Source organism: Streptomyces sp. AM25 (assembly GCF_058146165.1).
On sequence record NZ_JBKIWN010000133.1, the window covers coordinates 293,930 to 318,417 of the forward strand.

25 protein-coding genes and 1 riboswitch are annotated in these 24,488 nt (G+C 73.1%); of the genes, 14 read left to right on the forward strand and 11 right to left on the reverse strand.

All coding sequences use genetic code 11. From position 1 onward, the window contains the following. Positions 1-10 precede the first annotated feature (10 nt). On the forward strand, positions 11-739 hold the full coding sequence (locus ACLHRZ_RS38665) for a futalosine hydrolase (protein ID WP_490423262.1): 729 nt from the start codon (positions 11-13) through the stop codon (positions 737-739). Further along, the gene (locus ACLHRZ_RS38670) at positions 736-1,596 is read left to right on the forward strand and encodes a 1,4-dihydroxy-6-naphtoate synthase (protein ID WP_490423263.1); all 861 of its coding nucleotides are present in this window, start codon (positions 736-738) and stop codon (positions 1,594-1,596) included. Before ACLHRZ_RS38665 ends, ACLHRZ_RS38670 begins: the two co-directional genes overlap by 4 nt. Before the next feature lie 10 nt (positions 1,597-1,606). Here the strand turns inward: ACLHRZ_RS38670 and ACLHRZ_RS38675 are convergent, their stop codons facing one another. Then, entirely contained in the window at positions 1,607-1,990 is a 384-nt protein-coding gene (locus tag ACLHRZ_RS38675) for a cold-shock protein (RefSeq protein ID WP_462696295.1), read from the reverse strand. 221 nt (positions 1,991-2,211) lie between these two features. Here ACLHRZ_RS38675 and ACLHRZ_RS38680 point away from each other — a divergent pair, with 221 nt between their 5' ends. Beyond that, on the forward strand, positions 2,212-2,472 hold the full coding sequence (locus ACLHRZ_RS38680; protein ID WP_171079036.1) for a hypothetical protein: 261 nt from the start codon (positions 2,212-2,214) through the stop codon (positions 2,470-2,472). Here ACLHRZ_RS38680 and ACLHRZ_RS38685 read toward each other — a convergent pair. Next, entirely contained in the window at positions 2,427-3,092 is a 666-nt protein-coding gene (locus tag ACLHRZ_RS38685; protein ID WP_490423264.1) for an HAD family hydrolase, read from the reverse strand. The genes ACLHRZ_RS38680 and ACLHRZ_RS38685 overlap by 46 nt on opposite strands. A 34-nt stretch (positions 3,093-3,126) precedes the next feature. Next, entirely contained in the window at positions 3,127-4,044 is a 918-nt protein-coding gene (locus ACLHRZ_RS38690) for a hypothetical protein (protein WP_490423265.1), read from the reverse strand. A gap of 123 nt (positions 4,045-4,167) precedes the next feature. On the opposite strand from ACLHRZ_RS38690, the gene ACLHRZ_RS38695 reads away from it, so the two are divergent. Together ACLHRZ_RS38695 and ACLHRZ_RS38700 are read left to right on the forward strand one after the other, a co-directional pair. Then, on the forward strand, positions 4,168-6,588 hold the full coding sequence (locus tag ACLHRZ_RS38695) for a helicase-associated domain-containing protein (RefSeq protein WP_490423266.1): 2,421 nt from the start codon (positions 4,168-4,170) through the stop codon (positions 6,586-6,588). A gap of 109 nt (positions 6,589-6,697) precedes the next feature. Beyond that, entirely contained in the window at positions 6,698-8,359 is a 1,662-nt protein-coding gene (locus ACLHRZ_RS38700) for a DNA repair helicase XPB (protein WP_490423267.1), read from the forward strand. A gap of 18 nt (positions 8,360-8,377) precedes the next feature. Here ACLHRZ_RS38700 and ACLHRZ_RS38705 read toward each other — a convergent pair whose 3' ends face one another. Further along, positions 8,378-8,515 (reverse strand): hypothetical protein, encoded by a 138-nt coding sequence (locus ACLHRZ_RS38705; protein WP_490423268.1) that lies wholly within the window; start codon positions 8,513-8,515, stop codon positions 8,378-8,380. Positions 8,516-8,685: 170 nt separating this feature from the next. Between ACLHRZ_RS38705 and ACLHRZ_RS38710 the strand changes: the two genes are divergently transcribed. Next, a complete protein-coding gene (locus ACLHRZ_RS38710) occupies positions 8,686-10,818 on the forward strand; it encodes a HelD family protein (RefSeq protein WP_490423269.1) in 2,133 nt (710 codons plus the stop codon). 135 nt (positions 10,819-10,953) lie between these two features. On the opposite strand, the gene ACLHRZ_RS38715 is transcribed toward ACLHRZ_RS38710, so the two are convergent. After that, positions 10,954-11,652 (reverse strand): copper homeostasis protein CutC, encoded by a 699-nt coding sequence (locus ACLHRZ_RS38715; RefSeq protein ID WP_490423270.1) that lies wholly within the window; start codon positions 11,650-11,652, stop codon positions 10,954-10,956. Between the two features lie 68 nt (positions 11,653-11,720). Here ACLHRZ_RS38715 and ACLHRZ_RS38720 point away from each other — a divergent pair, with 68 nt between their 5' ends. Next, positions 11,721-12,356, forward strand: a complete 636-nt coding sequence (locus ACLHRZ_RS38720) for an HD domain-containing protein (protein ID WP_490423271.1) — start codon at positions 11,721-11,723, stop codon at positions 12,354-12,356. On the opposite strand, the gene ACLHRZ_RS38725 is transcribed toward ACLHRZ_RS38720, so the two are convergent. Both ACLHRZ_RS38725 and ACLHRZ_RS38730 read right to left on the reverse strand, forming a co-directional pair. Beyond that, the gene (locus tag ACLHRZ_RS38725; RefSeq protein WP_490423272.1) at positions 12,346-12,615 is read right to left on the reverse strand and encodes a DUF4031 domain-containing protein; all 270 of its coding nucleotides are present in this window, start codon (positions 12,613-12,615) and stop codon (positions 12,346-12,348) included. The two genes, ACLHRZ_RS38720 and ACLHRZ_RS38725, sit on opposite strands and share 11 nt — an antisense overlap. Next, positions 12,615-12,974, reverse strand: coding sequence for a DUF8819 family protein (locus tag ACLHRZ_RS38730; protein ID WP_490423273.1), 360 nt, complete (start codon positions 12,972-12,974; stop codon positions 12,615-12,617). Before ACLHRZ_RS38730 ends, ACLHRZ_RS38725 begins: the two co-directional genes overlap by 1 nt. Positions 12,975-13,036: 62 nt before the next feature. Between ACLHRZ_RS38730 and ACLHRZ_RS38735 the strand changes: the two genes are divergently transcribed. The 3 genes from ACLHRZ_RS38735 to ACLHRZ_RS38745 are packed head-to-tail and all read left to right on the forward strand — an operon-like array spanning position 13,037 to position 16,397. Beyond that, positions 13,037-13,963 (forward strand): MurR/RpiR family transcriptional regulator, encoded by a 927-nt coding sequence (locus ACLHRZ_RS38735; RefSeq protein WP_490423274.1) that lies wholly within the window; start codon positions 13,037-13,039, stop codon positions 13,961-13,963. Between the two features lie 42 nt (positions 13,964-14,005). Continuing rightward, positions 14,006-14,956 carry an N-acetylmuramic acid 6-phosphate etherase gene (murQ, locus tag ACLHRZ_RS38740; protein WP_490423275.1) on the forward strand — a complete coding sequence of 317 codons (951 nt, stop codon included), beginning with the start codon at positions 14,006-14,008 and terminating at the stop codon, positions 14,954-14,956. A 1-nt stretch (position 14,957) separates the two neighbouring features. Beyond that, entirely contained in the window at positions 14,958-16,397 is a 1,440-nt protein-coding gene (locus ACLHRZ_RS38745) for a PTS transporter subunit EIIC (RefSeq protein WP_490423276.1), read from the forward strand. A 97-nt stretch (positions 16,398-16,494) separates the two neighbouring features. Here ACLHRZ_RS38745 and groL read toward each other — a convergent pair whose 3' ends face one another. The 4 genes from groL to thrC all read right to left on the reverse strand — a co-directional run bounded on the left by groL (position 16,495) and on the right by thrC (position 20,622). Then, entirely contained in the window at positions 16,495-18,120 is a 1,626-nt protein-coding gene (groL, locus tag ACLHRZ_RS38750; RefSeq protein WP_490423277.1) for a chaperonin GroEL, read from the reverse strand. 297 nt (positions 18,121-18,417) lie between these two features. After that, entirely contained in the window at positions 18,418-18,621 is a 204-nt protein-coding gene (locus ACLHRZ_RS38755; protein ID WP_004954158.1) for a cold-shock protein, read from the reverse strand. A 411-nt stretch (positions 18,622-19,032) separates the two neighbouring features. Continuing rightward, a complete protein-coding gene (locus tag ACLHRZ_RS38760; protein ID WP_490423278.1) occupies positions 19,033-19,308 on the reverse strand; it encodes a MoaD/ThiS family protein in 276 nt (91 codons plus the stop codon). 39 nt (positions 19,309-19,347) lie between these two features. Further along, the gene (gene thrC, locus ACLHRZ_RS38765) at positions 19,348-20,622 is read right to left on the reverse strand and encodes a threonine synthase (protein ID WP_490423279.1); all 1,275 of its coding nucleotides are present in this window, start codon (positions 20,620-20,622) and stop codon (positions 19,348-19,350) included. A gap of 17 nt (positions 20,623-20,639) precedes the next feature. After that, positions 20,640-20,783, reverse strand: a riboswitch (SAM riboswitch). Between the two features lie 150 nt (positions 20,784-20,933). Between thrC and ACLHRZ_RS38770 the strand changes: the two genes are divergently transcribed. The 4 genes from ACLHRZ_RS38770 to ACLHRZ_RS38785 all read left to right on the forward strand — a co-directional run bounded on the left by ACLHRZ_RS38770 (position 20,934) and on the right by ACLHRZ_RS38785 (position 24,488). After that, the gene (locus ACLHRZ_RS38770) at positions 20,934-21,881 is read left to right on the forward strand and encodes a glucosyl-3-phosphoglycerate synthase (RefSeq protein WP_490423280.1); all 948 of its coding nucleotides are present in this window, start codon (positions 20,934-20,936) and stop codon (positions 21,879-21,881) included. Between the two features lie 42 nt (positions 21,882-21,923). After that, positions 21,924-23,426: an alpha,alpha-trehalose-phosphate synthase (UDP-forming) gene (locus ACLHRZ_RS38775; RefSeq protein ID WP_490423281.1), complete on the forward strand. Its 1,503-nt coding sequence runs from the start codon at positions 21,924-21,926 to the stop codon at positions 23,424-23,426. After that, positions 23,423-23,608 carry a hypothetical protein gene (locus tag ACLHRZ_RS38780; RefSeq protein WP_490423282.1) on the forward strand — a complete coding sequence of 62 codons (186 nt, stop codon included), beginning with the start codon at positions 23,423-23,425 and terminating at the stop codon, positions 23,606-23,608. Before ACLHRZ_RS38775 ends, ACLHRZ_RS38780 begins: the two co-directional genes overlap by 4 nt. 124 nt (positions 23,609-23,732) lie before the next feature. Beyond that, a complete protein-coding gene (locus ACLHRZ_RS38785) occupies positions 23,733-24,488 on the forward strand; it encodes a hypothetical protein (RefSeq protein ID WP_490423283.1) in 756 nt (251 codons plus the stop codon).

The following is a 24,488-nucleotide window of genomic DNA, read 5'->3' on the forward strand; positions in this document are numbered from 1 at the left end:
GCCCCCTCCCATGCGCGTTCTGGTCGTCACCGCCGTGGCCGCCGAGGCGGACGCGGTCGTCCGCGCCCTGGCGACGGAGCCCGTGGAGGTCTCCGTGCCGGGCGCGGTGCTGCGCCGGGCGGACGCCCCGCCCGTGGCCGTCGACGTGCTGGCGGCCGGGGTCGGCCCCGCCGCGGCCGCCGCGGCGAGCGCCTCCGCACTGGCCGCCGCCGCGGCCGCCGGGCGCCCGTACGGCCTGGTGGTCTCGGCCGGGATCGGCGGCGGCTTCGCGCCGGGCGCCCCGGTGGCGTCCCTCGTCGTCTCCGACGCGATCGTGGCCGCCGACCTGGGCGCGGAGACCGACGGCGGCTTCGTGCCCGTCACCGAGCTGGGCTTCGGTGCCGTCGAACACCTGCCGCCCCCGGCCCTGGTGGCCGCCGTGGCCGGTGCCACGGGCGCCGCGCGCGGTGCGGTGCTCACCGTGTCGACCGTGACCGGCTCCGCCGAGCGGGCCGCCGGGCTGACGGGCCGCCACCCGCGGGCGCTGGCCGAGGCCATGGAGGGCTTCGGCGTCGCCGAGGCGGCGGCCGCGCACGGCGTGCCGGCCCTGGAGGTCCGTGCGGTCTCCAACCCCGTCGGCCCGCGCGACCGCGCCGCCTGGCGCATCGGCGACGCGCTGGCCGCGCTCACGGACGCCTTCCGGGCGTTCCCGTTCGACCGGCTTCCGGCCGTCCTCCAGGAAGGGACCGTCTCCCCGTGACCGACCCGATCCGCATCGCGTACTCGCCCTGCCCCAACGACACCTTCGTCTTCGACGCGTGGGCCCACGGCCGCGTCCCCGGGGCGCCCGCCCTGGACGTCACCTTCGCGGACATCGACGTCACGAACGGCATGGCCGAGCGCGGCGAGTTCGACGTGCTGAAGGTGTCGTACGCGGTCCTGCCCTGGGTGCTGGACGAGTACGCGCTGCTGCCCTGCGGCGGTGCGCTGGGCCGCGGCTGCGGCCCGCTGGTGCTCACCCGGGAGCCCGGGAAGCCCGCGGACCTGGCCGGGAAGACGGTCGCGGTGCCGAGCGAGCGGTCGACCGCGTACCTGCTGTTCCGCCTGTGGGCGGCCACCGAGGTGCCTGGCGGCGTCGGCGAGGTCGTCGTGCTGCCGTTCCACGAGATCATGCCCGCGGTGCGGGACGGCAAGGTGGACGCGGGCCTGGTGATCCACGAGGCCCGCTTCACGTACCCGGACTACGGGCTGAACTGCCTCGCCGACATGGGACAGCACTGGGAGGACACCACCGGTCTGCCCATCCCGCTCGGTGCGATCATCGCCAAGCGGTCACTGGGCGAGGAGATGCTGCAGCGGCTGGCGGACGCGGCCAAGGCCTCCGTCCTCATGGCCTGGGACGACCCGGAGGCCTCCCGGCCGTACGTGCTCGCGCACGCGCAGGAGATGGACCCGGCGGTGACGGACCAGCACATCGGGCTCTACGTCAACGAATTCACCGCGGGCCTCGGGGAGTCCGGCTATGCCGCGGTGCGCGGGCTGCTGACCCGCGCGGCGGCCGAGGGACTGGTGCCGCCCCTCGGCCCGGGCGCACTGGAGTTCGTCCGGACGGCTTGAACGGGCCCCCTCAGACGTCCAGCTGGTCGGCCACGGCGCGCAGCATGCCTGCGATCTTGGCGCCGTGCGCCTTGTCGGGGTAGCGGCCGCGCTCCAGCTGCTGCGTGACGTTCTCCAGGAGGGTCGTCAGGTCCTGGACGATCGAGGCCAGTTCGTCGGGCTTGCGGCGCTGGGCGGCCGCGACCGAGGGCGTCGGGTCGAGAAGGGTCACCGACAGCGCCTGGTCACCGCGCTGTCCTGCGACGACGCCGAACTCCACCCGCTGGCCGGGCTTCAGGGCGTCGACCCCGTCGGGGAGCACCGAGGAGTGGACGAAGACGTCTCCGCCGTCGTCGCGGGAGAGAAAGCCGAAGCCCTTCTCGCTGTTGAACCACTTGACCTTGCCGGTAGGCACGTCTGTCCTCGTCCTCGTGTCTCGTCGGAATTACGGAAACTTCTGCAATCAACAGAAAAACAGCTCTGGATAGCACTACAGCGGGCCGCAAGACCCGCCACCTCAAGGCTAATGGTCCCGCGCCCGGTGACAAGACGTCCCCGGGCCGTACCTCTGCGCGTCCGCTCCCGTCCCCGTCCATCCGGCCGTCACCCCACCGGTCAGGGATCTACCCTGGTCAGGTGAGCAACGAAACGCCCCGAGCCGGGGATCTGCTGGTACGCACCGGTGCCGTCGTGTTCCTGGTGGGCGCAGTGGCCACCCTGGCCACGGTGGCCCCGCTGTTCCTCGGGGCCGATCCGCTGCCGCCCGTCGCGTACTTCGTGTGCATGCTGATGGGCGTCGGCTTCCTGATCGCCGGGGCCGGCGTGCTGCGCTCGGTGGCCGAGCAGCGGCGTCAGGCCCGCGAGGCCGCGTCGGGGACGGCGCCCGCCGCCCGGTAGCGGCGCAGCCAGCCGGGGAAGCCGGTGAGGTCCGGCAGGACCATGTCCGCGCCCTCCGCGCGCAGTTCGGCCGCGTCGCACGGTCCCGTGGCCACGGCCACCGACAGCGCACCGGCCGCCCGCGCGCCGCGCACGTCGCCGACGTGGTCGCCCACGTAGATACCCGCCCCGTGCTCGCGCAGGGCGGTCGCCTTGCCCTCGGCCCACAGGCCGGCGCACAGTTCGTCGGGCTCGATGCCCAGGTGTTCCAGGTGCAGCCGGGCGTTGGTCGCGTGCTTGGCCGTGACGACGATGGCCCGGCCGCCCAGCTCCTGCACCGCGGCGACGGACTCGCGCGCGCCCGGCAGCGCGGGCGAGGGCCCGATGGCGTGGGCGGGGTACGCGCTCAGGTAGAACTCCTCGGCCCGGGGCACCTCGTCCGCGGGGAACCAGTGGGCCAGTTCCCAGGTCAGCGGCGGGCCGATCCGGCTGACGACCAGGTCGACGTCGATGGGCCGGCCGGTGGCCGCGGCCAGGGCCTCGTACGTGGCCCGGATGCCGGGGCGGGAGTCGACCAGGGTGAGGTCCAGGTCGAAGCCGACGGTGAACGGGGCTTCCGGGGTTTCCTGTTGCGGGGTCATACCCCACATTGTGCTGCCGCCCCACTCGTCCCGGTCATCCCGGCCGCCTCGCCCGCCACAGGACGAACGCGGCCGAGGCCACCGCCGCCACCCGCACCACCACGGGCCACGTCGCCGACAGGGCACCCGCCATCGCCCCCTGCGGTATCGGTTCTCCCCACCGTCCGTCCATACGGCCCCACAGCCACACGACGCCCCCGGCCACCACCAGCCCCGGCACCCCCATGACCGCCCACTTCGACTCGGTCCGGGTCAGCCGGCGCGTCACATACGCCAGCCCCCAGCCCGCGGCCAGCACCAGCAGGTTCCCCAGCACCGCGCCGGCGACCAGCAGCACCGCGACCAGCACCAGCAGCGGGCTCATCGGCACCGTCCCGCCGCCGCCCCGGCGCCGCAGGCGCGCGAGGCCGCGGGCGGGGGGCTCCTCGGTCCCGGCGGCCGCCTCCCGGCCCGGATCCGCAGCCTCGGGCTCCTTCTGCGCGGGCTGCGCGGCCTGCGCAGGGGCAGGCGTCCCGGGCGCACCCGGCGGCTTGAGCATGTCCGGAATCTCGATCCCGCCCACGAAGCCGTGCACTTCGTCCCCGGCCGTGAACGGACCCGGCTCCACCCGCCACCAGTCGGGGCTGCCGCCGGAGCCGAGCTCCTCCTCCGTCGCCAGGTGCGGCGGCCGCGCCGCCCCCGGCGGCGTCCGCTGCGCGGGCACCTTCCCGGCCGTCTCCCCCGGCCGCCCGGCCGCCCCGGCGACCGCCTCCGACGGACTCCCCAGCCCGTCGAGGATCCGCTGCACGGCGGCCGGCGTCTCCGCGCCCTCCACCGCTCTGCGCTGCTCGATCTCGGTGCGCAGCCGGGAGACCAGCCGCATCCGTTCGCCGGAGGCGAGCGACTGCCGCTGGGCCAGGTCCCCGACCCTGCTCAGGTAGTCGTACACAAGCTGATCACTCTCGATCCCCACCCGCCCGACGGTACCGCCTCCCTCCCGCCCCCGGACCGGGAACGGACACCGCGCACCTCTCCCGGCGGAGCCGTTGCGCCGGGCACCGGAACGGAGCCGCGGCGACCCGGTACCGTAAACAGAATGACCACTTCGCGGGAGACCGGCGCCCCGCGCACCCTCGCCGAGGAACTGCGCACCCGTCCCGACGACGCCCTGGCCGCCCTCCTGCGCGCCCGGCCCGACCTGCTGAACCCGGTGCCGGGCGACCTCACCCAGCTCGCCACCCGCGCCGCCACCCGGGCCTCGGTGGTCCGCGCCCTGGACCGCCTGGACCGCTTCACGCTGCAGGCCGCCGAGGCGCTCGCGGTGGCCCCGGACCCGTGCCCGTACGAGGTCCTCGCCGGGCTGCTGACCGGCGACCGGCCGGCCGACGACCGCATCGCCGGGGCGCTCCCCCGCGCCGTCGCCGCCCTGCGCGGCCAGGCCCTCGTCTGGGGCGGCGAGGACCGGCTGCGTCTCGTGCGCACCGCCCGCGAACTGCTCGCGCCCAGCGCCGCACGGCCCTCGCCCACCGGCCTGGGCCCCACCGTCGCCGAGGCCACCGCGGGGATGTCCCCCGGCAGGGTGCAGCAGATCATCGCCACGGCGGGGCTGCCCGCCACCCACGATCCGGTGACCGCCGTCGCCGCCCTGACCGCCCTGTTCGAGGACCGGACGCGCATGGCGGAACTGCTCGCCGCGGCACCCGAGGAGGCCCGCGCCGTCCTCGGCAAGCTGCTGTGGGGCCCGCCCTACGGCACCGTCACCGCCGACCCCGCCCCGCACCTGCGCTGGCTGCTCGACCGCGGGCTGCTGCTGCCCACCGCACCCGGCAGCGTCGTCCTCCCCCGCGAGGCCGCCCTGCACCTGCGCGCCGGCCGCGCCCACCGCAGCCCCGAACCCGCCGCCCCCGCGCCGGAACCCGTCACCGTCCACGCGGAACGGCTCGTCGACGCCACCGCCGCCGGGCAGGCGTTCACCTCGCTGGCCACCGTCGAGGAGCTGCTCCAGACCTGGGAGGCCGACAGCCCGCTCGTCCTGCGCGCGGGCGGCCTGAGCGTACGGGACCTCAAGCGCACCGCCACCGCCCTGGACACCACGGAGACCGCGGCCGCCTTCTGGACCGAACTCGCCCACGCCGCCGGGCTGCTGGCCTCCGACGGCGACGTCGACGAGCGCTACGCCCCCACCCCCGCCTCCGACGACTGGCTCGCGCTGCCCGCCGAGCAGCGCTGGGCCCACCTGGCCGGCGCCTGGCTCGCGGCCACCCGCACCCCCGGCCTCGTCGGCGACAAGGACGCCAAGGGCCGCACCCTCGCCGCCCTCGGCCCGGACCTGGACCGCTCCCCCGCCCCCGAGGTGCGCCGCCGCGTCCTGGAGCTGCTCGCCTCGGTGCCCGCCGGGTCGTCCGTCTCCCCCGACGCCCTCCTCGCCCGGCTGCAGTGGGAGCGCCCGCCGCGCACCGCCACCGACGACCTGCGCGCGCGGCTGGCCCAGTGGACCCTGGACGAGGCCGAACTGCTCGGCGTCACCGGCCGCGGCGCCCTCTCCGCCCACGGCCGCGCGCTCCTGGGCGGATCGGAGGCGACGGCCGCGGGCCTGCTCGCGCCGCTGCTGCCCGAGCCGTTGGACCACGTCCTCCTCCAGGCCGACCTCACGGCCGTCGCCCCCGGCCCGCTCCGGCGGCCCCTCGCCCACACGCTGGGCGTCCTCGCCGACATCGAGTCCAAGGGCGGCGCCACGGTCTACCGCTTCACGCCGGAGTCGGTGCGCCGCGCCCTGGACGCGGGCCGGACCGCCGGGGACGTCCTCGCCTTCCTGCGCGAACACTCGCGCACCCCCGTGCCGCAGCCCCTCGCCTACCTCGTCGAGGACGTGGCCCGCCGGCACGGCCGGCTCCGCGTCGGCGCGGCCTCCTCGTACCTGCGCTGTGACGACGAGGCCGTCCTCGCCGAGCTCCTGGCCGACCGCCGCTCCGCCCCGCTCCGCCTGCGCCGCCTCGCCCCCACCGTGCTGGCCGCGCAGGCCGCGCCCGACGCCCTGCTGGAGGGCCTGCGCGCGATGGGCTACGCGCCCGCGGCCGAGTCCGCCGAGGGCGACGTGCTCATCACCCGCGCCGACGTCCACCGCACCCCGCCGCGCACCGCCCCGGCCCCCGTGCCCGAGGGACCGCCGGTCCCCGACGCGACCCTCCTCGGCGCCGCCGTCCGTGCCGTCCGCGCCGGCGACATGGCGGCCACGGCCGAACGCAAACCGATCGCCGCCCCGGCCCCCACGGACGGCGGTCTCCCCCGCACCACCTCCGCCGAGACCCTCGCCACCATGCAGGCGGCCGTCCTCACCGGCGCCGCCGTCTGGATCGGCTACGTCAACGCGGAGGGCTCCGCCAGCCAGCGCGTGATCGCCCCGGTCCGGGTGGAGGGCGGCTTCGTCACGGCCTACGACCACACGGCGGACGAGGTGCGGACGTATCCGCTGCACCGGATCACGGGGGTGGCGGAGTTGGCGGACGATCACGCGTAGGCGGTCCGCTGCGGGCCGATTGTGGCTGATCGCGCAGTTCCCCGCGCCCCTTCGGGGCGCCGCAGTGCGGCACACTGGAGGATTGGCCGTACGGAAAGGGTGCCCACGCGTGAATGGTCCACTGATCGTCCAGAGCGACAAGACCCTGCTGTTGGAGGTCGACCACGAGCAGGCCGAGGCCTGCCGGCGGGCCATCGCCTCCTTCGCGGAGCTGGAGCGTGCCCCCGAGCACATCCACACCTACCGGATCACCCCGCTCGGCCTGTGGAACGCCCGGGCCGCCGGGCACGACGCCGAGCAGGTCGTCGACGCTCTCGTCACCCACTCCCGCTACCCCGTGCCGCACGCGCTGCTCGTCGACATCGCGGAGACGATGGCCCGGTACGGGCGGCTGCGGCTGCTCAAGCACCCCGTGCACGGGCTGGTGCTGGAGTCGACCGACCGGCCGGTGCTGGAGGAGATCCTCCGGTCGAAGAAGATCCAGCCGCTCGTGGGTCCCCGCATCGACCCCGACACCGTCGCCGTGCACCCCTCCGAGCGCGGGCAGATCAAGCAGTCGCTGCTCAAGCTGGGCTGGCCCGCCGAGGATCTCGCCGGGTACGTGGACGGCGAGGCGCACCCCATCGAGCTGCGCGAGGAGGGGTGGGCGCTGCGGCCGTACCAGCGGCAGGCCGTCGACGGGTTCTGGCACGGCGGGTCGGGTGTGGTCGTGCTGCCGTGCGGCGCCGGCAAGACGCTGGTCGGTGCGGGCGCCATGGCCGAGGCCAAGGCCACGACGCTGATCCTGGTCACCAACACCGTCTCCGCCCGGCAGTGGAAGCACGAGCTGGTCAAGCGGACCTCGCTGACCGAGGACGAGATCGGCGAGTACAGCGGGACGCGGAAGGAGATCCGGCCGGTCACCATCGCGACGTACCAGGTGCTGACCACCAAGCGGAAGGGGATCTACCCCCACCTGGAGCTCTTCGACTCCCGTGACTGGGGGCTCGTCGTGTACGACGAGGTGCACCTGCTGCCCGCGCCGGTCTTCAAGTTCACCGCCGACCTGCAGGCCCGGCGGCGGCTCGGGCTCACGGCGACGCTGGTGCGGGAGGACGGGCGCGAGTCCGACGTCTTCTCGCTCATCGGGCCGAAGCGGTTCGACGCGCCCTGGAAGGAGATCGAGGCGCAGGGGTACATCGCCCCGGCGGACTGCGTCGAGGTGCGCGTCAATCTGACGGACTCCGAGCGGCTCGCGTACGCGACCGCCGAGACGGAGGAGAAGTACCGCTTCTGTGCGACGACGGCGACCAAGCGCAAGGTCACCGAGGCGCTCGTGCGCCGGCACCGGGGTGAGCAGACCCTGGTCATCGGCCAGTACATCGATCAGCTCGACGAGCTGGGCGAGCACCTGGGCGCGCCCGTGATCAAGGGCGAGACCAGCAACGCCCAGCGCGAGAAGCTCTTCGACGCCTTCCGGGAGGGCGAGCTGAACGTGCTCGTCGTCTCCAAGGTCGCCAACTTCTCCATCGACCTGCCGGAGGCGACGGTCGCCATCCAGGTCTCGGGGACGTTCGGCTCCCGCCAGGAGGAGGCGCAGCGGCTGGGCCGTGTGCTGCGGCCGAAGGCGGACGGGCACGAGGCCCGCTTCTACTCGGTCGTCGCGCGCGACACCGTCGACCAGGACTTTGCCGCCCACCGGCAGCGGTTCCTGGCCGAGCAGGGGTACGCGTACCGGATCGTGGATGCGGACGCGCTGCTCACGGAGGGCGCGGACGAGGAGGCCGTCTGACGCCCCGGCGTTCCGACGTCAGGCGCGGCGCTTGTCCGCGTACTGGCCCAGGACGACGACCTCCACCGCCGCGCCCGCGAACGCCTTGATCGCGCGGAGGGCGGTGGAGAGAGCCGAAGGGGCGTGGGGCTCTGGGGTGACGGATGCGGTGGTCATGTCCTCCATGGTTCCGCGTCCGCGTCCTCCCGGCATCGGCCTGCCGGTGTAAAGCCGGGCCGGTCACCGTACGACCCCAGACCCATGGCGCCCCCTACGGGAGGTGGAGGGCGCCCCTGAGGAGGGCCGGGGTTCGGTTCGGATCCGGTTCGAAATTCGTTCGCCCGCGGATGCGCCGCTCACTAAAATCCCGTTCTTTGCACTGCACTGCCCGCACGCCTGGAGGCCTCGCCGTGTCCGCACCGCATTCCGCCGGTCCCGCCGACCCCCTGGAGCGCGAGCGGACCCATCTCGCCTCGTCCCGCTCGGCGTTGCGGGCCATGCGGGCCGACGTCGAGGCGCTCGACATCAAGGACGTCACCGCGAACTGGGTCAACGCGGCCGTCCTGGAGCGCCAGATCGAGGACCGCATCACCGCCCTCGCCGACCTCGCCCACACGCCGCTGTTCTTCGGCCGCCTCGACTATCTGCACGCCCCCGGGGCGGACCGCGCCGAGGGTGCGGAGGGCGAACAGTTCTACATCGGGCGCCGGCACGTGCACGACGCCGACGGCGACCCCATGGTGATCGACTGGCGCGCGCCCGTGTCCCAGCCGTTCTACCGGGCCTCGAAGAAGGAGCCGATGGACGTGCGCCTGCGGCGCCGCTTCGGCTACACCGGCGGGGAGTTGACCGCGTACGAGGACGAGGACCTCACGGACGCGGCGGCGTCCGGCACGGCGAGCAAGCTGCTCCAGGCCGAGATCGAGCGGCCGCGCGTCGGACCCATGCGGGACATCGTCGCCACCATCCAGCCCGAGCAGGACGAGATCGTGCGCGCCGGCATCGGCGGCACGGTGTGCGTACAGGGCGCCCCCGGCACTGGGAAGACGGCCGTGGGCCTGCACCGGGTCGCGTACCTGCTGTACGCGCACCGCGAGCGGCTCGCGCGGACCGGGACCCTGGTCGTCGGGCCGAACCGGTCCTTCCTGCGGTACATTGAGCAAGTCCTGCCCGCGCTGGGCGAGTTGAACGTGGGGCAGGCGACCGTCGACGACCTGGTGGGGGGACGCGTCGAGGTGCGCGGCACCGATTCCGCCGCGACCGCGCTCGTCAAGGGCGACGCCCGCATGGCGGAGGTGCTGCGGCGCGCCGTGCGGGCCGGGGTGACGATGCCCGTCGAGCCCGTCGTGGTCGTGCGCGGGTCGCGGCGGTGGCGGGTGCCCGCCTACGAGGTCGAGGAGATCGTGCGCGAGCTGCTCGGCCGCGACATCCGGTACGGGGCCGCGCGGGAGGCCCTGCCGCAGCGGATCGCCCATGCGGTGCTGGTGCGGATGGAGGCCGCGGGCGAGGCGCCCGACGACCGGGTGCAGGACGCGGTGGCGCGGAACGCGGCGGTGAAGGCGGCCGTCAAGGAACTGTGGCCGGCTGTCGATCCGGCGAAGCTGGTGCTGCGACTGCTGTCCGATGCGGAGTTTCTTGCGGAGCATGCGGAGGGGGTGCTGACGGAGGAGGAGCAGGCCGTTCTCCTGTGGGCCAAGTCGGCGCGGAGCGTGAAGTCCGCCAAGTGGTCCGCTGCCGATGCGGTGTTGGTCGATGAGGCTGCGGATCTTGTCGCACGGACGCCCTCGCTCGGGCACGTGGTGCTCGACGAGGCGCAGGACCTCTCGCCCATGCAGTACCGGGCGGTCGGGCGGCGCTGCACGACCGGGTCGGCGACGGTGCTGGGCGACATCGCGCAGGGCACGACGCCGTGGGCCACGCCGGGTTGGGGCGAGGCGCTGCTGCATCTGGGGAAGCCGGATGCGGTGGTCGAGGAGCTGACACAGGGGTTCCGCGTGCCGCGGGAGGTCATCGCGTACGCGTCCCGGCTGCTGCCGTCGATCGCACCGGAGCTGGCCGAGGCCACGTCGGTGCGGGAGGCCGCCGGGGACTTCGCGGTGCGGGAGGTTCCGGCGGCGGAGCTGGACGCGGCGGTGGTGGCGGCGTGCGGGGCCGCACTGCGGCAGGAGGGGTCGATCGGGCTGATCGCAGCCGACGCGCGCATCACCGCACTGGGGGCGTTGCTGGACGAGGCCGGGCTGGCGTACCTCGCCCCGGGCGAGGAGACGAGCGCGGAGGCCCGCCTCACGCTCGTCCCGGCGTCGCTGGCCAAGGGTCTGGAGTACGACTACGTGGTCCTGGACGAACCGGCGTCAGTGGTGGCCGGCGAACCGGACGAGCGGACCGGGCTGCGGCGGCTGTACGTGGCGCTGACGCGCGCCGTCTCGGGCCTGACGGTGCTCCACGCGGAACGCCTGCCGGCGGCGCTTGCGGACTGCTGAGTGCAGTGGGTCGGCTGCGGGTTCGTTGTGGCTGGTCGCGCAGTTCCCCGCGCCCCTTTGGGGCGCGATCGGTACCCCGCCCCATAGGGGCGCGGGGAACTGCGCGAGCAACCGCGAACGACCCGCGGCCGACGGTCAACCGTCCAGCGCCTCGCGCCACACCCGCACCGCCCCCGCATCCACCGGCGAGTCCCAGCCCGAAGGGCGCGCCGCCCCGCCGATGTGGAACGCGGCGACCCCCGCCGCCCTCAGCACGGGCACGTGCTTCAGCTTCAGGCCGCCCCCGGCCATGATCCGCGGTTCGTACCCCGGCTCGTCCCCGCGCGCCGCCTCCGCGGTGAGCGTCGCCAGGCCGTCGTCCACGCCGGACGCCGAGCCGGCGGTCAGGTACGTGTCCAGCCCCGGCTGGTCGGCCAGCTGCTTGCGCAGGGCGTCGCGGTCCGCGGCGCGGTCGATGGCCCGGTGGAACGTCCAGCGGGCCTCGGGGCCCACCGCCTCGACGAGGGCCGCGACCGCCGCCAGGTCCGCCCGGCCGTCCTCGGTCAGGAACCCGAGGACGAACTCCTCCGCCCCCTCGGCCCGCAGAGCGCGAGCGTCCCGGCAGAGCGATTCCAGCGCCGCGGCGCCGCCGGCCGAGAAGCCGTCCGACGCGCGGAGCATCACACGCACCGGGATGTCCACCGCGTCCCGTACGGCCGCGAACGTGGCCGGGGCCGGGGTCAGGCCGTCCGCGGCCATGTCGGTGACCAGTTCGAGGCGGTCCGCCCCGCCGGCCTGCGCCGCCACCGCGTCCCCGGCGTCGAGGGCGATCACCTCAAGAATTGGTCTAGACATGTAGTAAAGCCTGCCACACCCGGCGCCCGTGCCGGAAGCAGGCCTCCCGCATGGCCCACAATTGGCCCATGAGCGCCGAGCTGCGTGACCGATGGCTGCAGACCGTGGACCGCGTCCGTACCGGGCCCGGGCCCGATCCCGCGCCGTACGCCGACGAGCTGCTCGCCCGCTGGGGCGAGCCGCAGCGGCGCTATCACACGACCACCCACCTCGCCGCCGTTCTGGGGCACCTCGACGAGCTCGCCGAGTGCGCCGACGACATCGACGTCGTCCGGCTCGCCGCCTGGTTCCACGACGCCGTCTACCGGCCCGACCGCTCCGAGAACGAGGAGCGCAGCGCGCAGCTCGCGGAGCGCGCACTGCCCGAGCTCGGCATCGACGACGCCGTCACGGAGGAGGTCGCGCGTCTGGTGCGGCTCACCTTCACGCACAACCCCGACCCCGGCGACCGCAACGGCGAGGCGCTGTGCGACGCGGACCTGGCCGTGCTCGGCGGGCCGCCGGTGGCCTACGCCGCCTACGCGGCCGAGATCCGGCAGGAGTACGCGTTCGTGCCCGACACGGACTTCCGGGACGGGCGCGCCGCCGTCCTGCAGGAGCTCCTCGCCCTCCCCGTGCTCTTCCGCACCCCGCTCGGGCACGAGCGGTGGGAGCGGACCGCCCGGCACAACCTCCGCGGGGAGCTGGAGCTGCTCACCCTGTGACGGGCGGGTGCTTGCGGCGCCTCAGGCCCGCACCCGTCATCCTCCGCACCAGTTCCTTGCTGCTCACCTCGACCGCGCCCAGCCGCACCGCCTCCGGGTACCTGCCCTCCGGCACGTCGTAGTGGTCGCCGTCGAACGCCCTCGGCGGCATCCCCAGGCGTGCCGCGAAGGCGTGCAGCTCCTCGAAGCTGACGTCGCTCACGAGGTGGGACCACATCCGGCCGTACCCCGGCCAGTTGGGCGGGTCGATGTAGAGCACTACTGCAGCACCGATCCCAGCGACCCCACGGGTGCCACGAGCACCGCCTGCTTCGTGCACGCCCAGTGCGGGTCCGGCCCCAGCTCCGGCTCGACCTCCAGCGCGTGCAGGTCGCCCGACTCCGTGCACACCGGGCACAGCGGCCAGCGGCCGTACCGGTCCAGCAGCGCGTCCTGGACGTCCTGCGCGACGAGCCCGGAAACGAACTCCGCGCCCTCCGGCCACTGCTCGACCCACCAGCGGCGCTGCGCCACCGCGTCCTCGACGAGCGAGACGACGTCCGCCTCGGCCACATCCCCCGCCGCCAGGTCCGCGAGGACGAGCGCCCGTGCCGTGTGCAGTGCCTGTTCGAGCTCCATGGGGCCATTGTCCGGGAGCAGGAGGGTTGACGGCGCGCCGACCCGAAAATAGCTTTCGAAAAGTGGACAGGAACGCGAAGGAAACTGCCCCACGCGCGCCGCATACGTTCCCGCCCGGTGCCCTCGCGGCCAAGGTCCGTACGCTGGTGCCCTCCATGACCCGCTCGATGCAGCGCGTGGCCGAGGTGCTCGCCGCCGATCCCGCGGGAGCCGCCGCCCTCACCGTCACCGGTCTCGCCGAGCGCACCGGCACCAGCGAGGCCACCGTCGTGCGCACCGCCCGGCTGCTCGGCTATCCCGGCTACCGGGACCTGCGGCTGGCCCTCGCGGGGCTGGCCGCCGAGCAGGCCGCGGGCCGCGCCCCGGCCGTCACCGCCGACATCGTGGTGGACGACCCGATGGCGAGCGTCGTCGCCAAGCTCGCCCAGGAGGAGACCCGCTGCCTCGCCGACACCGCGGCCTGCCTGGACACCGCCCAGCTGGAGTCCGCGGTGGCCGCCCTCGCCGCCGCCCGCCGCATCGACGTGTACGGGATCGGCGCCTCCAACCTCGTCGGCCAGGACCTGGTGCAGAAGCTGCTGCGCATCGGGCTCATCGCGCACGCCCCCGCGGATCCGCACCTGGCCGTCACCAACGCCGTGCAGCTGCGCTCCGGCGACGTGGCCGTCGCGATCACCCACTCGGGCCGGACCACCGACGTCATCGAGCCGCTGCGGGTCGCTTTCGAGAACGGCGCCACCACGGTCGCCGTCACCGGCCGCCCGCAGGGCGAGATCGCCCAGTACGCCGATCACGTGCTCACCACGTCCTCCGCACGGGAGAGCGAGCTGCGCCCCGCGGCCATGTCGAGCCGCACCAGCCAGCTCCTCGTGGTGGACTGCCTGTTCATCGGCGTCGCCCAGCGCACGTACGCCGCCGCGGCGCCGGCCCTGTCCGCCTCGTACGAGGCCCTGGCCCACCGCCACTCCCCCCGCACCGTCCCCCGCTGACCGCCCCGACCATCGGACCCCCTGCCAGGAACCCCCCAGGAAATGAGCCTCCTCACCATGACGTCGCCCGCCGCTTCCGCCGCCCTGCGCGCCCAGCTGGCCTCGCTCACGACCGAGGCGTTCCGCCCCGACCTCGCGGAGATCGACCGGCTGCCGACCGACGCCATCGCGAAGATCATGAACGCCGAGGACGCCGGCGTCGCCGCGGCCGTCGCCGAGCGGCTCCCGGAGATCGCCGCGGCCATCGACGCGACCGCCGCCCGGATGGCCCGCGGCGGACGGCTCGTCTACGCCGGCGCCGGCACCGCGGGCCGGCTGGGGGTGCTGGACGCCAGCGAGTGCCCGCCCACCTTCAACACCGATCCGGACAGGGTCGTCGGCCTGATCGCGGGCGGACCGGACGCCATGGTGACGGCCGTCGAAGGAGCGGAGGACAGCCGGGAACTGGCGGCCGGCGATCTGGACCGGCTCGGCATCGGGGCCGGCGACACCGTCGTCGGCATCTCCGCCTCCGGCCGCACCCCCTACGCGGTCGGCGCCGTCGAACACGCCCGCGCCGCCGGAGCACTCACCATCGGCCTCTCCTGCAACGCCCGTTCCGCCCTGGGCGCGGCCGCCGAGCATCCGATCGAGGTCGTCGTCGGTCCCGAACTGCTCACCGGCTCCACCCGGTTGAAGGCCGGCACCGCACAGAAGCTCGTCCTCAACATGCTCTCGACGATCACGATGATCCGCCTCGGCAAGACCTACGGAAACCTGATGGTCGACGTCCGCGCCTCCAACGAGAAGCTGCACGCCCGCTCGCGCCGCATCGTCGCACTCGCAACGGGCGCCGCGGACGCGGAGATCGAGCAGGCCCTGGGTGCCACGGACGGCGAGGTGAAGAACGCGATCCTCGTCCTCCTCGGCGGCGTCGACGGCCCCACGGCCGCCCGGCTGCTGCAGGAGTCGGACGGGCACCTGCGCGCGGCCCTGGACGCGGCCCGGGGCTGACATGGACTGCGCCTCCCTCCTGCCGCTCCTCGGCGGTCCCGGCAACATCCGTTCCGTGGCCGCCTGCATGACCCGCCTGCGCGTCGAACTCCACGACCGCACCACGGTCCAGGGCGATGAACTGCGCACCCTGCCCGGCGTGTTGGGCGTCGTCGAGGATGCCGAAGCCCTCCAGATCGTCCTGGGTCCCGGCATCGTGACCCAGGTGGCCGCCGAACTCGAACAGCTGCTGGACCCCCTCGCCGCCCACGGCGCCTCCCTCAAGGCGGAGCAACAGGCCCGCAACGCCACGCCGTTCAAGACCTTCCTGCGCCGCATCGGCCAGATCTTCATCCCCCTCATCCCCGCCCTCATCGGCTGCGGCCTGGTCGCGGGCCTGGCCGGGGTCCTCGCCGACCTGCGCCTGCTGCCCTCGCTCGTGCCGGCCCTGTCGGCCGTCGCGGGCGGCTTCATGGCGCTGCTCGCGGTCTTCGTCGGGTACGGCACGGCACGGGAGTTCGGCGGCACCCCCGTGCTGGGCGGGGCCGTGGCCGCGGTCGTCGTGTACCCGGGCGTGACACACGTGCACACCTTCGGCCTGACGCTCACGCCGGGCCAGGGCGGGGTCCTGGGCGCCCTGGGCGCGGCGCTGCTGGCGGTGCAGGTGGAGAAGGCGTGCCGCAAGGTGCTGCCTTCGGCGGTGGACGTGCTGCTCACCCCGGCGCTCACGGTCCTGCTGCCCGGGCTGGTGACCCTCTACGGGCTGATGTACGCGGCCGGTGAAGTCTCCGCCGCGATCGGCCGGTTCACGCACGTGCTGCTGGCGGACGGCGGCGCCGCGGCCGGCTTCGTGCTGGGCGGGCTGTTCCTGCCGCTGGTGATGCTGGGCCTGCACCAGGCGCTGATCCCGGTGCACACCACGCTGATCGCCGAGCAGGGTTCGACGGTCCTGCTGCCCCTCCTCGCCATGGCGGGCGCGGGCCAGGTCGGGGCGGCGCTCGCGCTCTACGTCCGGCTGGCGCGCAACGGCCGGGTGCGCAGCACCATCAGGTCGGCGCTGCCGGCGGGGCTCGTGGGCATCGGGGAGCCGCTGATCTACGGGGTGTCGCTGCCCCTGGGCCGCCCGTTCGTCACGGCCTGCGTGGGCGGCGCGTTCGGCGGCGGATTCGTGGGCCTGCTCGACCAGTTGGGCAGCACGGTCGGCGCCACGGCCATCGGCCCGTCCGGCTGGGCCCTCTTCCCCTTGCTGAAGGGCAGCCACGGCCCGGCCGAGGCGGCGGCGGTCTACGGGGCGGGCCTGCTCGTGGGGTACGCGGCGGGTTTCGCGGCCACGTACTTCTTCGGCTTGAGCCGGGAAGCCCTCGTGGAGCTCAACGCGATGCCGCCTGCGGCTCGGCCTCGCCCGGAAAGCCCGAAGGCGGTACCCCCTGGTCAGGGAGTACCGCCTTCGGCTGGACTGTAGCTGCTCCGGTCACCGGACGGAGTCCGGTGCAGCGGCCCGAAGCCTGCGAGGCCGGCTACGGCCGAGCAGTGCGAGGGACGCGTCAGGAGGATTCAGCTCAGAAGTCCATGTCACCGCCGGGCATGCCGCCCGGAGCGCCCGCCGCGGCGGCCTTCTCCGGCTTGTCGGCGATGACGGCCTCGGTGGTGAGGAACAGCGCCGCGATGGAGGCGGCGTTCTGCAGCGCGGAGCGGGTGACCTTGGCCGGGTCGATGATGCCCTCGGCGATCATGTCGACGTAGTCGCCGGTCGCGGCGTTGAGGCCGTGGCCGACCGCCAGGTTGCGGACCTTCTCCACGACGACGCCGCCCTCGAGACCACCGTTGACGGCGATCTGCTTCAGCGGGGCCTCCAGCGCCAGCTTGACGGCGTTGGCACCGGTGGCCTCGTCGCCCTCCAGCTCCAGCTTCTCGAAGACCGAGGAGGCCTGCAGCAGGGCCACGCCACCACCGGCGACGATGCCCTCCTCGACGGCGGCCTTCGCGTTGCGGACGGCGTCCTCGATGCGGTGCTTGCGCTCCTTGAGCTCCACCTCGGTGGCGGCACCGGCCTTGATGACGGCCACGCCGCCGGCCAGCTTCGCCAGGCGCTCCTGCAGCTTCTCGCGGTCGTAGTCCGAGTCGCTGTTCTCGATCTCGGCGCGGATCTGGTTGACGCGGCCCTGGACCTGGTCGCTGTCACCGGCACCGTCGACGATGGTCGTCTCGTCCTTGGTGATGACGACCTTGCGGGCGCGGCCGAGCAGGTCGAGACCGGCGTTCTCCAGCTTGAGGCCGACCTCCTCGGAGATGACCGTGCCGCCCGTGAGGATGGCGATGTCGCCGAGCATGGCCTTGCGGCGGTCGCCGAAGCCCGGGGCCTTGACGGCGACGGACTTGAAGGTGCCGCGGATCTTGTTGACCACCAGGGTCGACAGGGCCTCGCCCTCGACGTCCTCGGCGATGATCAGCAGCGGCTTGCCCGACTGCATGACCTTCTCCAGCAGCGGGAGCAGGTCCTTGACCGAGGAGATCTTCGAGTTGACGATCAGGATGTACGGGTCCTCCAGCGAGGCCTCCATACGCTCCATGTCGGTGGCGAAGTACGCCGAGATGTAGCCCTTGTCGAAGCGCATGCCCTCGGTGAGCTCGAGCTCCAGACCGAAGGTCTGCGACTCCTCGACGGTGATGACGCCTTCCTTGCCGACCTTGTCCATGGCCTCGGCGATGAGCTCGCCGATCTGGGTGTCGGCGGCCGAGATGGAGGCGGTGGAGGCGATCTGCTCCTTGGTCTCCACCTCCTTGGCCTGGTCGAGCAGCGCACCGGAGACGGCCTCGACGGCCTTCTCGATGCCGCGCTTCAGGGCCATCGGGTTGGCACCGGCGGCCACGTTGCGCAGACCCTCACGGACCAGCGCCTGGGCGAGGACGGTCGCGGTCGTCGTGCCGTCACCGGCGACGTCGTCCGTCTTCTTCGCGACCTCCTTGACCAGCTCGGCGCCGATCTTCTCGTACGGGTCCTCGAGCTCGATCTCCTTGGCGATGGAGACACCATCGTTGGTGATCGTGGGGGCGCCCCACTTCTTCTCGAGGACGACGTTGCGGCCCTTGGGGCCGAGGGTGACCTTGACGGCGTCGGCGAGCTGGTTCATCCCGCGCTCGAGACCGCGCCGTGCCTCCTCGTCGAACGCGATGATCTTGGCCATGTGAAGTGGTCCTCCCGGACTGGGGTGGATTGCTCCGGACCGTGCTGGCGCCCGCGACGGACGGCCTGCGCGCCTCGCGGTTCCTTGCCCCGCTTGGCCCGCGGACCTCACCGACGGTCCAAATCTGTCACTCTCACCCGGAGAGTGCTAGCCCAATGATTAGCACTCGACCCCCGAGAGTGCAAGCGTGTATGACCGTTACCCACACGCACGTGGGGACATGCACGAGGGGCCCGCACTCCAAGGAGTGCGGGCCCCTCGGCAAGCCGATTGAGCCGGGTGACCGACGCGCGACCGTCAGGCCGTCACCTTGACCATGTCCGCCTGCGGACCCTTCTGGCCCTGCGAGATCTCGAACTCGACCCGCTGACCCTCCTCGAGGGTGCGGTAACCGTCCATCTGGATCGCGCTGTAGTGGACGAATACATCCGCACCACCGTCGACCGCGATGAAGCCGTACCCCTTCTCCGCGTTGAACCACTTGACGGTGCCCTGAGCCATGCCTAACTCCCCTATTACTGGCCCTTGCACAGGACCGCACTTCGCGGGCCCGGGTCAGACCTCACCCCCTGACAGGTGGGGGTGTGCGCCGGAACGCGTCGACCGCGGCTGAATGTATCTGCACGGATGCCGTCTGCAACAGGTCACTCGGACGAGAATTCCGGGCGCGGCCGATCGGAAATAAGCGCCGATTCGCGGGGATTATCGGGCAAGCCGGACCGGGCATAACCCAACCAACCCGACAATTCGTGCACGCGTTTCGCGCACAACTTGACGGGTTCTCATATGCGTTCGGCAGTGACACCGGAGGGGGAACGCCTCAACTCTATCGCGCTTCAACAGACGGAATCGCCCCGTCCGTTTTACGGGCGGAGCGATTCCGGGGCATTGTGCAGCAACCCTGCGTAAAGGTCAGCCCCCCGCAACGGCGGGAATCACGGAGACGGCGGAGCCGTCCGGGGTGGGCGTTGCAAGTCCCTGCTCGAAGCGGACGTCGTCGTCGTTGACGTAGACGTTGACGAACCGGCGCAGCCGGCCGCTGTCGTCGAGCACGCGGGCGGCGATGCCGTTGTGCCGCGCTTCGAGATCGGCGATGACCTCGGCGAGGGTGCCGCCCTCGGCGGCCACTTCGGCCTGACCGGAGGTATAGGTACGCAGGATGGTGGGGATGCGGACGGTGACGGCCATAGGTTCGCCTTTCGTTTCGGGGTGAGTCGGGTGGGTGGCTCAGAGGCCGGCTGCGCGGAACGCGTCCAGGCTCGGGCGGATGGTCGCCGTCGGACCGGCGGCAACGGCGTCCAGCGTCTTCAGCCCGTCCCCGGTGTTGAGGACGACCGTCGTCAACGAGGGGTCGAGCACCCCGCGCTCGATCAATTTCCGGGTCACCCCGACGGTCACCCCGCCCGCCGTCTCCGCGAAAACCCCCTCCGTCCGCGCCAGCAGCCGGATGGCGTCCACCACTTCCGCGTCCGTCACGTCCTCGACGGCCCCGCCCGTCCGCCGGGCGATGTCCAGCACGTACGGCCCGTCCGCCGGGTTCCCGATCGCGAGGGACTTCGCGATCGTGTCCGGCTTCACCGGCCGCACCACGTCCTGCCCGCTCTTGAACGCCTGCGAGACCGGTGAGCAACCGGCCGCCTGCGCGCCGAAGATCCGGTAGGGCCGGTCCTCGACGAGCCCGAGGGCGATGAGCTCCTTCAGCCCCTTGTCGATCTTCGTGAGCTGCGAGCCGGAGGCGACCGGCACCACGATCTGGTCCGGCAGCCGCCAGCCCAACTGCTCGCAGATCTCGTACGCGAGGGTCTTCGAGCCCTCGCCGTAGTACGGGCGCAGGTTGACGTTGACGAAGCCCCAGCCCTCGCCGAGCGGGTCGCCGATCAGCTCGGAGCAGAAGCGGTTCACGTCGTCGTAGGTGCCCTCGATGCCGACCAGGTCGCCGCCGTAGACCGCGGCCATGACGACCTTGCCGGCCTCCAGGTCGTGCGGGATGAACACGCAGGAGCGGAAGCCCGCGCGCGCCGCCGCGGCGCCCACCGCGCCGGCCAGGTTGCCCGTCGACGAGCACGAGAGCGTCGTGAAACCGAACGCCCGCGCCGCCTCGACGGCGATGGCGACGACGCGGTCCTTGAAGGAGTGCGTCGGGTTGCCGGAGTCGTCCTTGACGTACAGCCCGCCGGTGACGCCGAGTTCGCGTGCGAGGTTGTCGGCCCGGACGAGCCGGGTGAAGCCCGGGTTGAGGTTCGGCCTGTCCGCCACGTCCTCGGGTACGGGAAGCAGCGGGGCGTAGCGCCAGATGTTCGGCGGACCGGCCTCGATCCGCCGGCGCAGCGCCTCGGGGTCGCCGGCCGGGAGGTCGTAGGCGACTTCGAGCGGACCGAAGCACGCCGCACAGGCGAAGACGGGACCGAGCGGGACGCGCTCGCCGCACTCGCGGCAGGACAGCGCGACGGCGGGACCGAACACCGGGCGGGTGGTAGCACTTTCAACGGCTTGCACAGCCATGGAGGCGAGGCCCTTTCTCCTCATCTTCCCCGCGGCGAACCTCGCCACGAGACGGAATTGGCACCTTCCCCGCCGGGAGCCTCGCCGTATGAAACGGGAGACCGGCTGGAGGGTTGCCGGGGCTTCAACGGGCCGTGTCCCTCTGCCCCTCTGGATGAGCGGTATGGCGCCGGGCAGGGCCCGGGCATTTGTGCGCGCGACGACCCCGACATGCGATGGCCGTCCGCGTTGTTCAAGACTGTAACGGAAGGGGCGGGGCCATGAGAGGGCCGTCCGAACCGCGAGATGCGTCACAACGAGGAGTCGTACACGTGCTGGAAGAGGTGGAGCGCTGGCTGGACCGCCGCTCCTGGACCGCAGCAGACCGTCCGCTCGACCAGTTGCTCGCCGCCAAACGCGAGGCCGGGACCACGGTCAGCGTGGTGCTGCCGGCGCTGAACGAGGAGGCGACGGTCGGCGCCATCGTCACCGCGATCCGCGAGGGGCTGATGACGGAGGCGGTGCCCCTGGTCGACGAGCTGGTCGTGCTCGACTCGGGCTCGACGGACCGCACCGGCGAGGTGGCGGCCGCGGCCGGGGCCCGGGTGGTGCACCGGGACACGGTGCTGCCGCGGCTGCCCGCGCTGCCCGGCAAGGGCGAGGTGCTGTGGCGGTCGCTGCTCGTCACCAGCGGGGACGTGGTCTGCTTCGTGGACGCCGACCTGCGGGACTTCTCCCCGTCGTTCGTGTCCGGCATCGTGGGCCCGCTGCTCACCGACCCGGACGTGCAGTTCGTCAAGGCGATGTACGACCGCCCGCTCGGGGACGCCCCGGGCCGCGGCGGCCGGGTGACGGAGCTGGTGGCCCGCCCGCTGCTGAACCTGCACTGGCCGCAGCTGGCCGGAATCGTCCAGCCGCTGGGCGGCGAGTACGCGGCGCGCCGCTCGCTGCTGGAGCGGCTGCCCTTCCCCGTCGGCTACGGCGTGGAGCTGGGCCTGCTGGTGGACGCGCTGCACACCGTGGGCCTGGACGCGCTGGCCCAGGTGGACGTGGGCGTACGCAAGCACCGCCACCAGGACGAGCAGGCCCTGGGCCGGATGGCCGCCGCGATCTACCGCACCGCCCAGCTGCGGCTGGCCCGCGGCCACCTGGTGCGGCCCGCGCTCACCCAGTTCGAGCGCACCGCGGACGGCTTCGTCCCCAGGACGTACCCGGTGGACACGGAGGAGCGGCCTCCCATGGCCGAGATACCGGAATACGTACGACGTCAGGCCGCGTAGGGCGTACGTTTGAGCGGTTCGCCGGACGGCAAGGCTGCGGTCATGGTCGCTGAGCACATGCACATGCACATGCCGCCCGCGCAGATCGTGGTCGCCTCCAACCGCGGCCCGGTCTCCTACGCGCTGCAGGCGGACGGCTCGCTGGCCGCGGGCCGGGGCGGCGGCGGCCTCGTCTCGGGCCTGAGCGCGATCGGACGGCAGGGCGACGGCGGCGAGGGCGGGGCCGTCTGGGTGTGCGCGGCGCTCGGCGAGGGCGACCGGGAGGCGGTGCGCCGGGCCGGCCGAAGACTCGGCACCGGCGACACCGGGGGCCATGCGGTGCGGATGCTGGACATCCCGCCGGGCACCTTCGCCGCCGCGTACAACGGCGTGGCCAACTCGGTGCTGTGGTTCGTCCACCACCTGCTCTACCAGACGCCGCTGGAGCCCGTCTTCGACCTGGAGTTCCGCTCCCAGTGGGCGGCCTACGAGACGTACAACGCGGCCTTCGCCGACGCGCTCGCCGAGGAGGCGGCGGAGGGCGCCTGCGTGCTCGTCCAGGACTATCACCTGACCCTGGTCCCCGGGATGCTCCGCGACCGGCGCCCCGACCTGCGCATCGGCCACTTCTCGCACACGCCGTGGGCTCCGCCGGACTACTACCGGCTGCTCCCGGACGACGTGGCCGAGCAGGTCCTGCGCGGCATCCTCGGCGGCGACCGCGCGGCCTTCCTCACCCACCGCTGGGCCGAGGCCTTCGCCGCGTGCTGCGCGGCCGTGCTCGGCGCGGAGGTGCTCAGGTCCGAGGAGGGCGCGGCCACGGCGGTGCGCTTCGAGGGCCGTACGACCCGGCTCGGGGTGCACGGCCTGGGCGCGGACGCGGACTTCCTGCGCGAGCGCGCGCACCGCCCGGACGTCGAGGAGCGGATGGCGGCGCTGCGCGAGCAGATCGGCCCCGGCCGCAAGACGATCGTGCGCGTCGACCGCACGGAGCTCTCCAAGAACATCGTCCGCGGCCTGCGCGCCTACCGCCGCCTGCTGGAGGAGCGCCCCCAGTGGCGCGGCCGGGTGGTCCACATCGCCTTCGCCTACCCCTCCCGCCAGGACCTGGCGGTCTACCGCGACTACACGGCCGAGGTCGAACGCGTCGCGCGCGAGATCAACTCGGCCTTCGGCAGGGAGGACTGGCAGCCGGTCGCCCTCCACGTGAAGGACGACTTCGCCCGCTCGCTGGCCGCGTACCGCGTGGCGGACGTGGCCCTGGTGAACCCCATCCGCGACGGCATGAACCTGGTCGCGAAGGAGGTCCCGGTCGTCTCGGAGCACGGCTGCGCGCTCGTGCTCTCGCGGGAGGCGGGCGCGGCGGCGGAGTTGGGCGACGAGGCGCTGCTGGTGAACCCGTACGACGTGGAGGCGACCGCGCAGGCCCTGCACGAGGCCCTGCTGATGGATGCGGGCGAACGCGCGGAACGCACGAAGCGCCTCGCGGCGGCGGCCACGGCGTTGCCGCCGGCGCGGTGGTTTCTTGATCAACTGCGGGCCCTGGAGGAACACTCGTCTTCATGATGAGGACGAAGTTCCGCGGAGAGTGGATCACGCGGGTGTCGATGGCCGCCTGCCTCGTATCGGCTGTCGTCGCCGCGGCGTTGGGCAACGGCGTGAAGGCGGGGGCGGTGCCGCTGATGAGCGCCGCATTCATCGGGCTGAGCATCACGTGGCTCCGTAGGCAGCAGGGCGACGCCCCGTAAGGGGCGCGGGGAACTGCGCGATCAGCCACGAACGACCCGCACCCGAAGAACCGCGCGCCGGGGCACGCCCGCGCACCGTAACCCCCCGTGTGCCCCCCGCAGGGGCCAGGGTAGACATGCCCCCATGTCAATCGCCCCACGCTGGGCCGCACTTGCCGCGGCCACCACAGCCCTGATCGCCGTCACGGCAACCGGCTGTTCGTCCTCCGACTCCAAGAAGTCGGACGCCAAGAGCTCACCTTCCGCGCCGGCGGACAAGGGCAACGGCAACAGCTCCTCCGCCGCCCCCGGCGGAACCGCCGCCATCCCGGTCGGCGCCGGCCCGCAATCCTCGTACACCGCCCAGAAGCAACCCGCCCCCGGCACCTGCCACTACCAGTACACGGCGGACAAACAACCCCTCCCCGACCCCAAGTGCACCCCGGGCGCGACCAACCCCAAGGTCACCCAGGCGACCATCAAGGACACGATCTGCAAGAGCGGTTACACCGCGACGATCCGGCCCCCGGTGAGCGTCACCAACAAGGAGAAGACCGCCAACGCCGAGTCGTACGGCTACAAGGGCTCGCTGCGCGACTACGAGTACGACCACCTCATCAGCCTCCAGCTCGGCGGCGACCCCAACGACCCGCGCAACCTGTGGGTCGAGCCGCCGTCCCCGGGGCACAAGGAGGGCGCAGGTCCGAACAACCCCAAGGACGTGGTCGAGACCAAGCTCAAGACCGCGATCTGCTCGGGCAGGACGGACCTGGCCAAGGCCCAGCAGGCCATAGCGCACGACTGGACGACGGCGCTGAACACCGTCGGCATCAAGGACGACGGCAAGTCGTCGCCCGCGAAGGGCACGAAGGCGGCGAAGGACGCGGACGGGGACGACTGA

What these genes read in the sequence shown, in the direction of transcription:
- ACLHRZ_RS38665 (WP_490423262.1), top strand. Translation starts at nt 11, where the DNA reads ATGCGCGTTCTGGTCGTCACCGCCGTGGCCGCCGAGGCGGACGCGGTC.
- ACLHRZ_RS38685 (WP_490423264.1), bottom strand. Translation starts at nt 3,092, where the DNA reads ATGACCCCGCAACAGGAAACCCCGGAAGCCCCGTTCACCGTCGGCTTC.
- ACLHRZ_RS38695 (WP_490423266.1), top strand. Translation starts at nt 4,168, where the DNA reads ATGACCACTTCGCGGGAGACCGGCGCCCCGCGCACCCTCGCCGAGGAA.
- ACLHRZ_RS38705 (WP_490423268.1), bottom strand. Translation starts at nt 8,515, where the DNA reads ATGACCACCGCATCCGTCACCCCAGAGCCCCACGCCCCTTCGGCTCTC.
- ACLHRZ_RS38710 (WP_490423269.1), top strand. Translation starts at nt 8,686, where the DNA reads ATGCGCCGCTCACTAAAATCCCGTTCTTTGCACTGCACTGCCCGCACG.
- ACLHRZ_RS38715 (WP_490423270.1), bottom strand. Translation starts at nt 11,652, where the DNA reads ATGTCTAGACCAATTCTTGAGGTGATCGCCCTCGACGCCGGGGACGCG.
- ACLHRZ_RS38720 (WP_490423271.1), top strand. Translation starts at nt 11,721, where the DNA reads ATGAGCGCCGAGCTGCGTGACCGATGGCTGCAGACCGTGGACCGCGTC.
- ACLHRZ_RS38730 (WP_490423273.1), bottom strand. Translation starts at nt 12,974, where the DNA reads ATGGAGCTCGAACAGGCACTGCACACGGCACGGGCGCTCGTCCTCGCG.
- murQ (WP_490423275.1), top strand. Translation starts at nt 14,006, where the DNA reads ATGAGCCTCCTCACCATGACGTCGCCCGCCGCTTCCGCCGCCCTGCGC.
- ACLHRZ_RS38745 (WP_490423276.1), top strand. Translation starts at nt 14,958, where the DNA reads ATGGACTGCGCCTCCCTCCTGCCGCTCCTCGGCGGTCCCGGCAACATC.
- groL (WP_490423277.1), bottom strand. Translation starts at nt 18,120, where the DNA reads ATGGCCAAGATCATCGCGTTCGACGAGGAGGCACGGCGCGGTCTCGAG.
- ACLHRZ_RS38755 (WP_004954158.1), bottom strand. Translation starts at nt 18,621, where the DNA reads ATGGCTCAGGGCACCGTCAAGTGGTTCAACGCGGAGAAGGGGTACGGC.
- ACLHRZ_RS38760 (WP_490423278.1), bottom strand. Translation starts at nt 19,308, where the DNA reads ATGGCCGTCACCGTCCGCATCCCCACCATCCTGCGTACCTATACCTCC.
- thrC (WP_490423279.1), bottom strand. Translation starts at nt 20,622, where the DNA reads ATGGCTGTGCAAGCCGTTGAAAGTGCTACCACCCGCCCGGTGTTCGGT.
- ACLHRZ_RS38775 (WP_490423281.1), top strand. Translation starts at nt 21,924, where the DNA reads ATGGTCGCTGAGCACATGCACATGCACATGCCGCCCGCGCAGATCGTG.
- ACLHRZ_RS38780 (WP_490423282.1), top strand. Translation starts at nt 23,423, where the DNA reads ATGATGAGGACGAAGTTCCGCGGAGAGTGGATCACGCGGGTGTCGATG.
- ACLHRZ_RS38785 (WP_490423283.1), top strand. Translation starts at nt 23,733, where the DNA reads ATGTCAATCGCCCCACGCTGGGCCGCACTTGCCGCGGCCACCACAGCC.